This is a genomic window from Neobacillus sp. OS1-32 (assembly GCF_030915425.1).
Lineage (GTDB): Bacteria > Bacillota > Bacilli > Bacillales > Cytobacillaceae > Neobacillus > Neobacillus paridis.
In genome coordinates, this window is the sequence record NZ_CP133263.1 from 2,098,818 (window position 1) to 2,113,684 (window position 14,867).

19 protein-coding genes and 1 riboswitch are annotated in these 14,867 nt (G+C 41.0%); of the genes, 6 read left to right on the forward strand and 13 right to left on the reverse strand.

Going from position 1 to position 14,867, the window contains the following annotated elements:
• Position 1 precedes the first annotated feature (1 nt).
• Together RCG24_RS10670 and RCG24_RS10675 are read right to left on the reverse strand one after the other, a co-directional pair.
• Entirely contained in the window at positions 2-793 is a 792-nt protein-coding gene (locus tag RCG24_RS10670) for an ABC transporter permease (protein ID WP_202654872.1), read from the reverse strand.
• On the reverse strand, positions 786-1,799 hold the full coding sequence (locus tag RCG24_RS10675; protein WP_202654871.1) for an ABC transporter ATP-binding protein: 1,014 nt from the start codon (positions 1,797-1,799) through the stop codon (positions 786-788). Before RCG24_RS10675 ends, RCG24_RS10670 begins: the two co-directional genes overlap by 8 nt.
• Before the next feature lie 268 nt (positions 1,800-2,067).
• On the opposite strand from RCG24_RS10675, the gene RCG24_RS10680 reads away from it, so the two are divergent.
• The gene (locus tag RCG24_RS10680; protein WP_202654870.1) at positions 2,068-3,147 is read left to right on the forward strand and encodes an FUSC family protein; all 1,080 of its coding nucleotides are present in this window, start codon (positions 2,068-2,070) and stop codon (positions 3,145-3,147) included.
• Between the two features lie 16 nt (positions 3,148-3,163).
• Here RCG24_RS10680 and RCG24_RS10685 read toward each other — a convergent pair whose 3' ends face one another.
• The 5 genes from RCG24_RS10685 to fabL all read right to left on the reverse strand — a co-directional run bounded on the left by RCG24_RS10685 (position 3,164) and on the right by fabL (position 7,357).
• Positions 3,164-4,930 carry an ABC transporter ATP-binding protein gene (locus RCG24_RS10685; protein WP_308079048.1) on the reverse strand — a complete coding sequence of 589 codons (1,767 nt, stop codon included), beginning with the start codon at positions 4,928-4,930 and terminating at the stop codon, positions 3,164-3,166.
• A 171-nt stretch (positions 4,931-5,101) separates the two neighbouring features.
• The gene (locus RCG24_RS10690; protein WP_202654868.1) at positions 5,102-5,632 is read right to left on the reverse strand and encodes a nucleoside tri-diphosphate phosphatase; all 531 of its coding nucleotides are present in this window, start codon (positions 5,630-5,632) and stop codon (positions 5,102-5,104) included.
• Between the two features lie 168 nt (positions 5,633-5,800).
• Positions 5,801-6,058 carry a YgaB family protein gene (locus tag RCG24_RS10695; protein WP_202654867.1) on the reverse strand — a complete coding sequence of 86 codons (258 nt, stop codon included), beginning with the start codon at positions 6,056-6,058 and terminating at the stop codon, positions 5,801-5,803.
• Between the two features lie 242 nt (positions 6,059-6,300).
• Complete coding sequence (locus tag RCG24_RS10700; RefSeq protein WP_202654866.1) at positions 6,301-6,543, reverse strand: gamma-type small acid-soluble spore protein; 243 nt, start codon at positions 6,541-6,543, stop codon at positions 6,301-6,303.
• Between the two features lie 64 nt (positions 6,544-6,607).
• Positions 6,608-7,357, reverse strand: coding sequence for an enoyl-[acyl-carrier-protein] reductase FabL (gene fabL / locus RCG24_RS10705; RefSeq protein WP_202654865.1), 750 nt, complete (start codon positions 7,355-7,357; stop codon positions 6,608-6,610).
• Positions 7,358-7,471: 114 nt separating this feature from the next.
• On the opposite strand from fabL, the gene RCG24_RS10710 reads away from it, so the two are divergent.
• Complete coding sequence (locus tag RCG24_RS10710) at positions 7,472-7,663, forward strand: hypothetical protein (RefSeq protein ID WP_308079049.1); 192 nt, start codon at positions 7,472-7,474, stop codon at positions 7,661-7,663.
• Between the two features lie 184 nt (positions 7,664-7,847).
• Here the strand turns inward: RCG24_RS10710 and mutY are convergent, their stop codons facing one another.
• Entirely contained in the window at positions 7,848-8,948 is a 1,101-nt protein-coding gene (gene mutY / locus RCG24_RS10715) for an A/G-specific adenine glycosylase (protein WP_202654863.1), read from the reverse strand.
• A gap of 111 nt (positions 8,949-9,059) precedes the next feature.
• On the opposite strand from mutY, the gene RCG24_RS10720 reads away from it, so the two are divergent.
• Complete coding sequence (locus RCG24_RS10720; protein WP_202654862.1) at positions 9,060-10,040, forward strand: metal-dependent hydrolase; 981 nt, start codon at positions 9,060-9,062, stop codon at positions 10,038-10,040.
• A gap of 78 nt (positions 10,041-10,118) precedes the next feature.
• Here the strand turns inward: RCG24_RS10720 and RCG24_RS10725 are convergent, their stop codons facing one another.
• Positions 10,119-10,388, reverse strand: a complete 270-nt coding sequence (locus tag RCG24_RS10725; RefSeq protein WP_202654861.1) for a YfhJ family protein — start codon at positions 10,386-10,388, stop codon at positions 10,119-10,121.
• Positions 10,389-10,523: 135 nt separating this feature from the next.
• On the opposite strand from RCG24_RS10725, the gene RCG24_RS10730 reads away from it, so the two are divergent.
• The gene (locus RCG24_RS10730) at positions 10,524-10,700 is read left to right on the forward strand and encodes a small, acid-soluble spore protein K (RefSeq protein ID WP_202654860.1); all 177 of its coding nucleotides are present in this window, start codon (positions 10,524-10,526) and stop codon (positions 10,698-10,700) included.
• A 62-nt stretch (positions 10,701-10,762) separates the two neighbouring features.
• Here RCG24_RS10730 and RCG24_RS10735 read toward each other — a convergent pair whose 3' ends face one another.
• Positions 10,763-11,086 carry a YfhH family protein gene (locus RCG24_RS10735; protein WP_202654859.1) on the reverse strand — a complete coding sequence of 108 codons (324 nt, stop codon included), beginning with the start codon at positions 11,084-11,086 and terminating at the stop codon, positions 10,763-10,765.
• 107 nt (positions 11,087-11,193) lie between these two features.
• Positions 11,194-12,009 carry a recombination regulator RecX gene (recX, locus tag RCG24_RS10740; RefSeq protein ID WP_308079050.1) on the reverse strand — a complete coding sequence of 272 codons (816 nt, stop codon included), beginning with the start codon at positions 12,007-12,009 and terminating at the stop codon, positions 11,194-11,196.
• A 143-nt stretch (positions 12,010-12,152) separates the two neighbouring features.
• On the opposite strand from recX, the gene RCG24_RS10745 reads away from it, so the two are divergent.
• Positions 12,153-12,287 carry a YfhE family protein gene (locus tag RCG24_RS10745; RefSeq protein ID WP_202654857.1) on the forward strand — a complete coding sequence of 45 codons (135 nt, stop codon included), beginning with the start codon at positions 12,153-12,155 and terminating at the stop codon, positions 12,285-12,287.
• Between the two features lie 118 nt (positions 12,288-12,405).
• Positions 12,406-12,588 carry a YfhD family protein gene (locus tag RCG24_RS10750; RefSeq protein WP_202654856.1) on the forward strand — a complete coding sequence of 61 codons (183 nt, stop codon included), beginning with the start codon at positions 12,406-12,408 and terminating at the stop codon, positions 12,586-12,588.
• A 41-nt stretch (positions 12,589-12,629) separates the two neighbouring features.
• On the opposite strand, the gene RCG24_RS10755 is transcribed toward RCG24_RS10750, so the two are convergent.
• Entirely contained in the window at positions 12,630-13,130 is a 501-nt protein-coding gene (locus tag RCG24_RS10755; protein ID WP_308079051.1) for a DoxX family protein, read from the reverse strand.
• A 290-nt stretch (positions 13,131-13,420) separates the two neighbouring features.
• Positions 13,421-14,659 carry a homoserine dehydrogenase gene (locus tag RCG24_RS10760; protein ID WP_308079052.1) on the reverse strand — a complete coding sequence of 413 codons (1,239 nt, stop codon included), beginning with the start codon at positions 14,657-14,659 and terminating at the stop codon, positions 13,421-13,423.
• Positions 14,660-14,716: 57 nt separating this feature from the next.
• Positions 14,717-14,827, reverse strand: a riboswitch (SAM riboswitch).
• Positions 14,828-14,867 lie beyond the last annotated feature (40 nt).

Sequence of the window (14,867 nt, forward strand, 5' to 3'; positions counted from 1 at the left end):
TTTATCCCCCTTGAATGATCAGCTGTTTCTTGGCAATATACCACAGCAATTGGATCGGCAGGATTAATATTACCACCCAAATAAACTGCTGGCCGATGGCAGCCCATGCTTCTTGATGTGAAAAACCTTTTGTAAAAATCATACTCGGCACGTAGCTGATTCCTTGAAACGGCAGAAATTTCATGATCGACTGGACCCAGCCCGGGAAAAAGCTGATCGGCAGGAGTAATCCAGAAAACAAATCAATAATCACCCGCTTCGCCCGAATGAGGCCGGCATTATTATAGAGGAAAAAGGTGGTAATCCCAGTTAATAAATTCAGCTCTGTGTTAATAAAAAAGCTTAATAAAATGGAAAGGGCAAATAAACCCCAGACACTTAAATCCCAGGTAAAATGAATCGGAAATATCAAGTAGACAATCACAAGTCCGGGCAGCGAAAATAAAAACAACCGAAAAATTCCTTCTCCCAGCCCCTCCATCGTTTTCATTCCGAGGTAATTGTACGGCCGAATTAATTCAACCGCGACCTTTCCTTCCATAATTTCCATTGCCATTTCCCGGTCAAGGTTATTAAAATAAAACGCCCGCGCCATCCAGGAAATCGCCACGTAGGCAGTCATTTGACTAACGGATAAACCCTGAATTTCCTCCTTGCCAGCATAAATCGCCGTCCATAAAAAATAATAGGCACCAATATTAATGCTATAAATCAGTATTCCTGTATAATAATTCGTCCGATAAGCAAGCATCATTAAAAAACGGATGCGAATCATTTCGATATATTTATCCAACTTCAACCGCACCCTTTTCATAGATATTGCGAATGATTTCCTCCGTAGAGGTCTCATTAATTTTAATATCCTTAATTTTAAACGCGGCCACGACTATAGCAATCACTTGAGAAATTAAAAGATCGTCATTCTCAAGGTTCGCGATAAACACCTGCTCCTTTTCATCAAGATCCCACTTAACAGGCATGCCGCTGGTTAACTTTTTCACTGCTGGCAGATCAACCTGCTCAAGAAATTGAAAATGCAACTCTTTTCCGTCGGCGAGATTTTCCTTCAGATGATGCAGGGCCCCATCGTAAATAACCTTACCTTCATCAAGCATGATCACCCGTTCACATAATGCTTCGATATCAGACAAATCGTGGGTAGTCAGGAGAATCGTCGTGTTGTATTTCTGATTGATTTCCTTTAAGAATTCGCGGATCTTCAGCTTTACCAGCACATCGAGACCAATCGTCGGCTCATCCAAAAAAAGCAGCGGCGGATTATGAATCAGGGCTGCCGCCAGCTCACATCTCATCCGCTGGCCAAGAGAGAGTTTCCTAACCGGCTTGTCCAAAAGCGGCTCAATGTCCAAGGTTTTAATCACATGCTGCATATGATCGTCATATTGCTCGTCTGTTACTTTATAGACCTTTTTTAACAGCCGGAACGATTCCTGAACAGCAATATCCCACCATAGCTGCGAACGCTGGCCGAAAACGACGCCAATCGTGCGGACAAATTTCTCCCGTTCTTTGTGCGGGTTCATCCCGTTAACACGGATATCTCCCGAGGTCGGCGTCAGAATGCCAGTCAGCATTTTAATGGTCGTTGATTTACCTGCCCCGTTTTCACCAATGTAGCCCACCATTTCACCCTGGCTAACGGAAAAACTGATATTGTTAACAGCCGGAACCACTTTATAATTTCTTGTAAATAAATCGCGGAACGCGCCTTTCAGTCCGGAGCGGCTGGAATATGCTTTAAACTCTTTGCGCAAATTTTTTACTTCAATAGCATTCATATTTGTACCTCCAGATACATATCTAAAGAAATAGTTTAGCATAAATGATCTACTGACTGCGGTTTATTTGCTTGCTTTTGGATAACAAGACCACTTATTCAATTCTCTTAAATCTGAGGCTATTGTTTTATTTCCCCAGATAACTTGCAACAATTTGAATTTTGTTCATATAATTTCTCTTGGTGATATGTTTTAATTTAAGTGTACGATTATATCACCTCTGCTCAAATATGGATAAAGACCTATTATTGAAAGGATATTAGAGAAAATGAAGTTAGGGGCCCGCATTTTTAAAACGGGAATAGCTATTGTTTTATCGCTTTACTTGGCTCAGCTGCTGCATTCGCCATCACCAGTGTTTGCCGCCATTGCTGCCATTTTCGCGATTCAGCCAACCATTTACCGCAGCTATCTAACGATTATTGAACAAATACAAGGGAACGTGATTGGCGCCATTCTCGCTGTCCTTTTTGTTCTGTTTCTAGGAAATCATTTTATAGTTATTGGACTAGCTGCCATCATCGTCATAACCCTTCATCTGAAACTCAAGCTGGAGAATACGATTGGCCTTTCTCTGGTAACGCTGATTTCGATCATGGAAACAACCAATATGAACTTTATGCAATTCGCCGGCATTCGTTTTTCGACGATCATGATTGGCGTTTTCTCCGCGTTTATTGTCAATCTCGTGTTTATGCCGCCTAAATATGAAAATAAGCTTTATTTAAAAATCGTCAGCACAACGGAAGAAATGGTCAAATGGATCCGGTTAAGCATCCGCCATGATTATGATCATCAACTGTTAAAGGCAGATATTAAAAAACTCAAGGAAAACATTCTTGCCATGGAGCAGTTTTATAAAATGTACAAGGAAGAGCGCCAGCTTTTTAAAAAGAACGATTTGGAAAAGTCGCGCAAGCTCGTGGTTTATCGCCAAATGACCATTACGGCAAGAAAAGCGCTGGATACGTTAAAACGGATTCATCGATATGAAAATGAATTGCTCCAGCTTCCGGAAAACTTTAAGCAATCGATTCAAGAACAGCTGGATTCTTTAGTGTATCATCATGAACAATTAATGCTGCGGTTCATTGGAAAAATCCCGACACCGGCGCCGTATTCCGATGAAAATATGTACTTGAATAAAGATGAACTATTTCAATTCTATTTAACTTACCAACAGCAATTACCCGGAAAAGCTCAAGAACCGCATATTTATCACATGATGCAAATTATCGCCTCGATTATTGATTACGGCGAACAGGTGGAACATCTTGACACACTGATTACCAGCTTTCATTCTTATCATCACAATGAAATATCAGTCGAAGCGGACAACAAAGAATAGAGAAACCGAAGCCAGCTTATCCTGCTTCGGTTTCTCCCTGCTTCAATTGCTGTACTTGAAATAATCCGTAGTATTTCCCTTGTTTTTCCATCAGCTCATCATGTGTCCCTGTTTCGACAATCCGGCCGTGTTCGATTAAAATAATTCGGTCTGCATGTGTAATCGTTGACAAGCGATGCGCCACAATGAAGGTTGTCCGGTCTTTCGCCAATCTGTCGAGAGATTCTTGAATCGAGTGTTCACTTTCTAAATCAAGTGCCGACGTCGCCTCATCTAAAATTAGAATCGGCGGATCTTTCAAGAAGACTCTGGCAATCGCAATTCTTTGCTTTTGCCCTCCGGAAAGCTTAACCCCTCTTTCCCCGACTTTCGTATCATAGCCATCTGCAAGTTGTAAAATAAATTCGTGAGCATTGGCGGCCTTTGCTGCTCGAATGACCTCTTCTTCTGATGCACCCGGTTTTCCCAGTAAAATATTTTCCTTTACTGAATCACTGAAAAGAATGTTATCTTGGAAGACAACACCAATTTTATCCCGTAATGACTGCACTTTAAACTTGCGGATATCGAGGCCGTCCAGCAGAATTCTCCCCACCGTCACATCATAAAATCGCGGGATCAAACTGACAAACGTGGACTTGCCACCGCCGCTCATGCCGACAAGGGCAATCGTTTCCCCTTTTTTCACATCGATATTTATATCCTTTAAAACCTCCTCCTCTCCTTCGTTATAGGAAAAAGAAACCCCTTCATATGAAATATCTCCGTTTACCTGCCGGCACTCCACTGCATCGGGGGCATCCACGATATCATACTTTTCATCCATTAGTTCAAAAACCCTATCCATCGAAGCAAATGATTGCGTGATTGTTGTGGAGGAATTGACTAGTCTCCGCAGCGGATTATAAAGCTTATCAATATAAGCATAAAAGGCCATCATCGTCCCCAAGGACAAATTGCCCTGAATCACCAGATAACCAGAATAGGCGATGACAAGTAACGGGGCAATGTCCGTAATCGTATTTACGACAGCAAATGATTTAGCGTTCCAGCTTGTATGCTTCAGTGCTTTTTCCAAAAAGTGATCATTTGCTTTATTAAACCGGGTTTGCTCGTATTCTTCAATCGCAAAGCTTTTTATGACCGGCATCCCTTGGACACGTTCATGCAAATAACTCTGGACCCCTGCTAAAGCCTGGGAACGAATCCTTGTTAAGCGCCGTAAATTTCCGAAAAAGTAGCGAATCGAAAAGGCATATAGCGGAAAAAGTGCAATCGAAATAAGTGTCAGCTTTACATTCAATGAAAACATAAGAATAATCGCAATAATAATTGTAGCCATATCCAGCCAAAGGTTCATTAACCCGGTAACCACAAAAGCTTTCGTCTGCTCTACATCATTAATAATCCGCGAAATGATTTCACCTGCACGGGTATTGGCATAATACTTAAAGCTTAGCTTTTGGATATGCTGATATAAGACGTTACGCAAATCATATAGAATTTTATTGGAAGTCCATTGGGCAAAATATTGGCGGTAATACTCAATTGGCGGTCTAAGGATAACGAAAACGATAATCATAATCCCCATGATGACCAATAATTTATCTATTTTCTCGTTGGCAACTAAATTGGGATTTTGCACAATATCATCGACAACATACTTAATTAACATCGGAAGAATAAGCGGAATGGAAAATTTAATAATTCCAATGATAATGGTCGCAACAATTTGCCAACGATAAGGTTTGACAAATGTAAGATATCTGCGAATACTATCCATGTTGCAGCCCCCTCTCCCTACTATCTATTTCATTAAAAAACGCCTGTTGATCGCAGTCAACAGGCGATTAAAAACATGCGGTGAACAGAGCCAAGCATTACTGTACGAGAGTTTGCATAATCACTATTTTTTGAAATGAACCGTTTTTTTGCTTTGCTCTGTCCTTGTCCACTACCGTCTGTACGTTAAATAACGCTCATACCAAATATCGATAAAATCCGCTGCAAATGGACCACTTCGCTGTCTAATCATTTGGACAAGTTTATCAACATTCCGCTTTAATATTTGATCAATAACCTCTGGATAATTCATTTCACGGCGATGACGCTCGTACTCATCCTCATCCAACAGATTAAAGGTCATATCGGGATACACTTTGATATCTAGATCATAATCAATATACTTCACTGCCTCGCCATCAAAAACAAATGGTGAGCTGAGATTACAATAATAATAAATGCCATCTTCGCGAATCATGCCAATCACATTAAACCAGTATTGCGAATGAAAATAACAAATGGCCGGTTCCCTTGTAATCCAAGTCCTGCCGTCTGATTCTGTCACCAGAGTACGGTCATTAGCGCCAATCACCAGTTTCTCCGATCCTTTCAAAACGGTTGTCTCTTCCCAGACGCGATGGATGTGCCCATTGTGTTTATAGCTATGTATTTGTACTGGTTCACCTTCGATGGGTACGCCCATTATCTCCCCTACCTTCATTTCCGAACGCTTTGCAACCTATTACTGCCAAAAAATGATAAAAGGCAACAAAGAAAATTCCTATTTTCTTATTAACATTATAACGGTTGCAGACAGAATTTAAAACAAAAGAGCCATAATTCCTACGGCTCTTTGTAAAAATCTCGTATTTCAACTTGATGGTACTAAGTTCATATCCCGGTAGGAATTAATGACATCTTCTGTTTGTTTTTCAAAAATGGTTTGGATTTCTTTTAATTCATTTTTCATCCGCTGAATTTCCGCTTGGATATTATCAAGATCCGTTTCATTTTGCAAACTCAGAAGTTCCGCTTCAACTTCTTGACAGCGTTCCAGCTCTGCTTGAAGAAACAATAATTTGTCCATCGTCGCCATCTGTTCGGAAACCAGTCGGTTAAAATCATTCATCTTCCTCACCGCCTTAATAATAGTTCATATATGTATTCTTTAAAATTAGGTCATTTCCTTTGACTAGTTCTGTATTCTGAAGAAAAGTTTTGTCGAACCTTAAAGATCTTGGAATTCTATAACAATCAGTGAAGTGATTCTCAACTGCTAGATGTCAATTTGGCGATTTCATTCAATGAAATCTAACAAAAAAGAAGGCACCCAATGCATGAATGAGTGCCTTCTAAGTAAGTATGTTTTAATTAGCTTTGACCGAATTGACCGGCGTTTTGGTTTTTTTTAGATTCTGCTTGTTGGTTTTGCTGTCTTACTTCAGAAGCATTCGTTTCACTCGCAAATTCTGTGCCAAAAGATCCAGAAGCGCCTCCTTGGGCAGAGCGAGCATTTTGCTTTCTTACCTCAGCAGCATTGGTTTCACTTGCAAATTCAGTGCCGAAATTAGATCCAGCAGAAGTTTTGTTTGGCTGTTGGTTGAATTTTGCCATTGATATCACCTCCACGAGTATAATGTACCCTTGTTGGTGAAGATTATCCAAAAATTATCAAAAATTAAACGAGCAGCGAAATTCCGCCATCAACAATGATCGTTTGCCCCCTGATCATGCTGGATTGATCAGACAGCAGGAACATTACACAATTCACCATATCCTCAATTTCCACCATTCTGCCCGCAGGTGTTTTTTCGGCGGCCTCCTTTAAAAGCTCGTCGCGATTTGGAAAAGATTTTAGCGCTTCGGTGTCCACTGCACCTCCGGAGACGGCATTAACGACAATATTCTTGGCTGCTAATTCAACCGCCAGGTACCGCGTTAACGCTTCTAGCGCTGCTTTCGATACCCCGACAGCCGTATAGTTTTCCAAATAGCGGATCGCCCCTAGTGAGCTGATACTGACGATTTTTCCACCGCCACTTTTTTCCATCAACTTAGCTGCTTCCTGAGCGCAAAATAACAGTGCCTTGCTGTTAATATTTAAGGTCCAATCCCAATGCGATTCTTCTAGTTCCATCGCCGGCCGCTGAACTCCGGATGCAGCATTATTGACGAATACATCAAGCCTGCCAAATTCTTCATTTATTTGGGCAAACATTGCTTTAATCTTGCTGACATCCCCGACATTAGCTTTCACAATTAACGCTTTTCTCCCAAATGCTTCAATTTGTTCAGCTGTTTCAAGTGCGCCTTTTTTGCTTCTTGCATAGTTAATGACGATATCATATCCCTCTTGTGCCAGCCTGATGGCAGTGGCTTTGCCAATTCCACGGCTGCTTCCTGTGACTAATGCTACTTTTTGTGTCATAAAACTCCCTGCCCCTTTTAAACGTGATGCTATCATTTTAGCTTTTTCATGAATAGAAGACAATTGATATACAAAAAACTATGGGAAATCAGAAATTTGAAAGGATGGCGAGTTATGTATTCTGGGCGCGATATGACTGAACTGTCGATGGTGTCGATTACTGATTGGAAGGATGAAGAACTGGGGTATTTTCACCAGGCCTTACAGCAAATCATGCCTTATTTAAATAGTGAGGGGCAGACGATTCATCGGGAGATAATGGAGGAAATTCAAAATCGCGGCGGAACAGGGCAATTGCAGCTTTGATTTGATGGATTGGGATTGGCAACCGGAGAGAGGAGGGGTGCCAATCACCAATACCCGTGATTGGTTACCCAGGCAGTGCTTTTTTAGATGGCTCAGGCTCCAATAAGGCGCATTGGTTACCGGCTTGACTAATTTTCTCCTGCCCCGGGCGCCAATAAGCCTTATTAGTCTTCCAATGACTTCCTTAATTTAGTAAAGATTCCTGATACAGCAGAAACATCTTCTGATAAGGAACTGGAAAAGCAAATTGCTCCATCTCTTCTGGCGAAACCAGCTTCCATTCATCACTTTCCGCGAACGTGCCATCTATTTGTCCAATGTACACCTTAATATTCCAAAGCAAATGGGAAAAGATATGCTCAACCTGGCCGATAACCTTTCCTAAAGTTACCGACAACTCTGTAGCAGTATTAAAGAGTTGCTCCACATGACCTCGCTCTCCCTCCAGCGGATGAGCAATTTCGACATTTGGAAACTCCCATAAATTGGCCAGAAGACCTGTGGAAGGTCGCTTATGAATTAAAATTTTCCCGTTACCAGCTAAAAGAATCGCCGAAGCTAACTGCACCTGGCGCGTCTTTGTTTTTTTTGTTTTGACCGGAAGTTCTGACTGTACTCCTTCATCAAATGCCTGACAATGTTCACGAACCGGGCATAACAAACAAGCAGGAGAGGTTGGTGTGCACACCAATGCACCTAACTCCATCAATGCCTGGTTAAAGGCAGAGGGGTCCTCATGAGAAATAAGTTCACGAACTGCTTGTTCAAATATCTTCCGCGATGATGGGCGGGCAATATCTTCCCAAATAGAAAGAATTCGTGATAACACCCGCATCACATTGCCATCCACCGCAGGTTCCGGCTTACCGTAGGCAATACTTAATATGGCTCCGGCAGTATACGGCCCAACTCCTTTTAACTTGGAAATTTCCTCGGGACTGTCAGGCACCACCCCACCGTATGTTTCCTTTACTTCCTTAACCGCTGATTGCAGATTTCGTACTCTTGAATAATATCCCAGCCCCTCCCAAGCCTTAAGGACTTTTTCTTCATCGGCAGTTGCCAAATCTTCAATAGTTGGAAACCAATCAATAAAACGATTGAAATAAGGAATGACTGTATCGACTCTTGTTTGTTGCAGCATCACCTCAGATACCCATACTTTGTAGGGATCTTGGTCCTTTCGCCACGGTAGGTTCCGCTGTTCTTTTTTAAACCAGGAAATTAAATCCGTTTGAAAAGCATTTATATTGATTTTTTTTAAATTATTTAGTTCAATTAACATAATATTTCCCCCCATTTTTATAAACAAACAACGAAAAGGGTATATAATAAGTAACAGATATACGATAATTCACTTTATCTTTTTTGACAAGAAATTAAGGAGGCTCAATTTTTGGATACTGGAACTCATGTTGTGATGGGCATTGCACTTGGCGGTCTAGCAACACTGGATCCAGCAGTCGCAAGCAGCCATGTTACGACAACTAGTGTTTTAATTGCTACTATTGCTGGTTCACAAATACCTGACATAGATACGGTCTTAAAATTAAGGAATAACGCGATATACATTCGAAATCATCGCGGTGTCACTCATTCCATTCCGGCTGTCATTTTATGGCCGCTCGTTCTCTTGGCGGTTATCTACCCGTTTTTCCCTGGGGCAAACCTGCTCCACCTATGGGCTTGGGCGTTCGCTGCCGTATTTATCCATGTATTTGTTGACATTTTTAATGCCTATGGCACCCAGGCACTGCGGCCTTTTAATTCAAAATGGCTGGCACTTGGTGTGATTAATACGTTTGATCCGTTTATTTTTGCGATTCATGTACTTGGAATCATTGCATGGGTCATGGGTGCGGATCCCGGTTTTACCTTCCTGTTAATGTATTTTATTATCATTGGCTATTATTTCAAACGATATCAGACGAAAAAGCGGGTTTTGGTCGAAGTAAGGTCGATGATTCCGGATGCCACTGAAATCATTGTTGCTCCCACGATGAAGTTCCATCAGTGGCGAATCGCCGCAATGAACGAAGACTGCTTCTTTGTCGGCAGATCAATTAATGGCGAGGTAAAGATTCTTGATCGCTTTAAACGAATTCCTGTGCCCAACACTCCGGTGATTGAAGCAGCGAAAAAGGATCAAAATATCTCGGCATTCCTTTCGTTCTCACCTGTCTATCGCTGGGAAGTCGATGAATATGATGATCATTATGAAGTCAGATTTATTGATTTACGATACAGGAGCAACGGGCACTACCCATTTGTCGCGGTAGTACAATTGGATCTTGATTTAAAGCCAATAAATTCCTATACTGGCTGGGTATATAGTGAAAGAAAGCTGCGGAAAAAGTTAGGAGTAGTTCCGAGTTAAAAATTTACAGCGGTGACCACATAGTCACCGCTTTTTTATTTGGGGATAAAAGTTCTATTATGTCTGTCATTACGCGATTCAATTTAAAGTATTTTTATCCTGCTCAAAAAATTGCTTGAATTTCGGATTTGTGGCTACGAATTCATGGAGCTTGTCACCATAATGTTCAATCCACTGTTTGACAATTTTCTCGGTCATTTCACTTCCCATGTATTTCTCTCCTGCCTTTGCATATGATGACTCAAAATCTTCCCATAATAATTCCACCCATGTCCGAGCTTGATAATAGGAAAGATAGTCATTTTTTTCAAGCAGTAATTTTGCCAATCGTTCATGATAATCATTCATTAAAAACACACCCCCGTTGCCAATTTCTATTAACATAAGTACAAAAATTAATGCGAATACTAACCTTACGTGATAAGCAATGCGACCTGAACGCTTTGCTCTTCACGTTTCTCATTCCCTTTTTGGAGGTAAAACATGAGAAATAAACAACGCAAATTCCCCAACCAAAATAATAATAAGCTAGAGGGAGAACCGCGGGCAAAAGCAGAATATGCATCAACAAGAGCGGACGGCAGCATAAATACACATCCACAGGAACGGATGCGGGCCTCAGGCGAACGTGATGACGAATCACCACAAGTTTGGAAATAATTTCAACAGAGCCAGAGAAAAAAGACAAGCCAGAGAGGATCCATTCTCTGGTTTGTCTCAGATTATCTTAGCCATTTTAGCATCGATATTGGCAATGCCTCATCTTTGCCGGAGCCATTAAGACGATATCCCCAGGCAAACACACCATTGATATAATCAATTTTAAAATATTCCCCCGGAGCGCCTTCAATTTCATATATTTCTCCAGGTTCAAACTGTCCAGGGTCTGAAAGATAGGCGCGTGCCATTTGCACTTTTCTTTCCAATACGGCAAACTCATTAACCATCCCCAACTGTTCCGCTTTACGGGCTTTTTCTTGGAGAGTGGCAATTTCCTGCCATAATTCTTGATGCGTCATCTCACTGTAGCGTTTCTCCTGCTGCATTAGCTTCACTCCCGATTATCGCTTTATTTCAAGTATAAGTTTTTTTATTCAATTAATAAAGTGAGACCACTCTGCCTTTAGTCTATACCCATCTTGAAAAAATCATCTCAGTAATCGGCGCTATTTTTTTCTGCCAAAAATTTTTCAATTAACTCGATGGAAAAGCCTTTGCGATATAGGGCTTGTTTCATTTTTTGCTGATATTCAAACCCGCTATATTGTGAATATTTACGGTGTGCCTTTTCGCCCTGGTGCCTGATCGCTTCAAGCTCTGCATCCGTCTCTTCTTTAGGAACCGTTTCTTGTAATGCGATTTGAATCAGTTCAAATGAGTACCCTTTGCGGTAAAGCAGCTGCTCAAGCTTTTGCTTTTGAATTTTTAATGAATCTTTTGAGGGCTTTTTGAAAAACTTCTTCCCCACGTTCACAGCCTTGTCAAGCTGCAGCTCAGGAGGAAATTCTGCCAACGCTTGAATGATTATTTTTTCAGCAATTCCTTTTTCTTTTAACTCCTGCTTAATGATATCTGGTCCTTTGTCAGTTGTATTGACCATCGTTCTCACAAATGCAAAGGCGTATTCCGAATCATTGAGATATTGCTGGCTTTTTAATTTATGAACCACTTCTTGAATAATTGGTTCCTCTATGGCTTTTTTTTGGAGATAATCTCTGATTTCTTTTTCCGAGCGAATTCGTCTTGCCAGAAATTGAACAGCTAAATGGTAGGCTTTGCGAATGTCGTCCTGAAATTGGATTTCCAATAAGGAAAAATCATCAAGCTCCATTCCTTTTTTTAACTGGAATTTAATAAGCACATCACTGTCGACACTAAAGGCAAATTTCTCGCCTTTGCCATCATCCATGAAAATATTATAGCGATCGTGGTTTTTCTGTTGTGTGGTGATTTTAGTAATAATGGCCATATCCGTCACCTCAACAATACTTTACCATATTCTCTCGGCAAAACCTGATTGAAAAAGTAATTTTTCGAAAAATGGTATCATTCCTCGTGATAAAGGAAAAAATAGGGAAATGTAGCAATAAATGATGGAAAGGGATGAGCACAATGGGTGGAAAAAAGAAAAAGGATATGGGAAAAGGTAAATATTCGTTAACCAGTACGCAGGAGGTATTGTATCAGCGTGAGTTTAAAATGGCAGACCGTGCCGGCGGCTTTACCGATCGTAAAACAAAGCTGTAATTGATAATTTTAACAACTTCCTGAAAGTTTTCCCATTCATGAACCCCTTGAGAATGGCAGAAGCTAATAGCGGGACCGTATCGGTTCTAATTAGTCATCAGTGAAAGGGGTTTTCGCAATGGGTCGTTCACGCGGACAAAGAACACGTGATAAAAACAAAGCAACACTTCCACAAGTACCAAAAAACATGAAATCCGACGGAATAGATGTAGAATTCTCCCAAGAACTGGCTGACCAGGCAGACCTTGAAGCACAAGCAAGATCCAATGCTGCTAATCAGCGCGTCAAAAATCGCAAATAAGCAAAAGAAGCAGGGGGTATCCCTGCTTCTAATGAAGTTTATTATCGTTCATTGGTTGCAATTTTCTTGTCTTTAGCTTTTTTGAAGTAGCCTTTAATATATGGAACAGCGAATCGGTCGAGCCCGAAGTAGTAAGCACCGGTACCTGCGAATAAGAGAATCATTGCGATTGTATAAAGAATTGGGTTTGTGCTTGTTGTTCCTGCCAGCATAAAGTTCAGGTTCATGAATGCTCCAGCAAGCAAGGCTGGAATAGTAGCTAAACCAACGATTAAACCAATACCGACTAAAAGTTCTCCCCAAGGAATTAATACATTAAAAATATCAACGTTTGGAATCGCGAACTGTTGTAAAAAGTCTGCATACCATGCTTGCACTGCCGGGTGTTCACCAGTTGCATTGGCAAGCGCCCCTTTGAGGAAGCCTCCTGCGTCAAATCCACCAGTTATTTTTTCAAATCCTGCTGTTATCCACTGATAGCCAAGATAAATCCGTAAAACTGTCCATACAACTGCTGCAATAGGCGTTTTGTACCATTTCATTACAATCATCTCCAAATGATTTTATTTTTGATAATGGTAATCAGCTAGCTGTTTCTTATAGTGAAGGCTTGTGATTTTTATCACTACCTTCGCTACACTTATAATATACCTTGAGGACTATTGAAAAACAACCGTTTTCACATTTTCTTAACATATTAATGTTGGATATTTGATAAAATTGTGAACATTCTCAGTTTGTACTTTACATAGGCTTGTTTGTGGGTATTTATCTGGAAAAAGAAAAAGCATCCTGCCATTTGGATGCTTCCATTTGCTGTGTTTTCGAGTGATTAAATCACTGTTGCTGTGGGTTTATTTAAAATGGGCAATTTTCCATCACCAAGAATCTGAAAATAACAAATCTCCGGTTGCCGAACAGCCAAGCCCTTTAAATCCTCCTTGCCAGCTTCGATGATAAAAATGTTGTCAGTAACCTCATCAAGCCAGGTAATTTCAGGATGTTTCGTTTTTTCAACAAAACCTTGAAGCAACCAGTAGTCTTTTTGTTTCCTCCTCATCCGCCCTCGCCAATCAGCAGTTTTCTTAATATTTTGCCGGCTGTTAAGTTTACTTTGACAAACATAGACCAAATCTTCAATCATCGCACTTGCTGTTGGATACATGCCGGCTCCCGGGCCCTGCAGCGTGATTCTGCCAACAATATCGGAATGCACATTTACCGCATTCTCGACACCTTCCACGTGATAGAAGGGATTCTCGTCGCCCACCAGGATCGGTTTTACAGACGCAATGATCTGTTCGTCTTCCTTGCTTATACTGGCTACATGTTTAAACCGCAGCTTTAATTTTTCTGCTGCCTCTATTAACTCGCTTGTGATCGCAGTTATTCCCTGACGTTCAACCGTCTGCCAATCGGGCTCTTCTCCGAAAGCAATCCTGCTGAGTATCATCGCCTTGTAAAAGGCATCGAAACCCTCAATATCATTAGTGGGATCAGCTTCTGCATAACCTTTTGCTTGAGCCTGGCGCAAACTTTCAGCAAATGACTGCTTTTTTTCACGCATTTCGGACAAAATGAAGTTAGAAGTGCCATTTAAAATTCCCTGAATTTGTGATACACGATTAATGTTTAAGAGCTGCCTAAGGGTTTGAATGACGGGAATTCCTCCGGCCACGGTTGCTTCATAGCCGACAGAAACACCGTTTTCCTTTGCTAGATCAAGTAATTCTTTTCCATGGTGCGCAAACATTTCTTTGTTAGCCGTTATGATGTGGCACCCCTTGCCAATTGCTTGTTTCAAATAAGTAAAGGTGGGTTCCTTGTCGACGATGGCTTCAATTACAACATCAAGCTGGGGCAGCCGAAGAATTTCCTCAAAATTCGTTGTCAGAAGCACACCTTCACGAATATTCCTTTCCTTTTGGATGTTTTTTACAAGTATTGCCGTGACTTCAACCTTTTTCCCGAGAACAGCTGTAAATTCTTGCGCATGAGATTGAATCGTCCGGTAAACCCCTTCACCCACCGTTCCGAATCCTAATATCGCTACCTTAATAACAGACACCATTCCTCACCCCACTTCAAAAATAAAAACCTCTTCGATAAGAAGAGGTCTGGTAATCCTCTCTTATCTTTCAGATCCTTAAGATCTGCAGGAATTAGCACCTTTTCAAGGATCACCTTGAAGGTTGCCGGGCTTCATTGGGCCTAGTCCCTCCGCCGCTCTGGATAAGAGTTTTATATGAACTTTTATAAATTTTCCAATAATTAAAGAA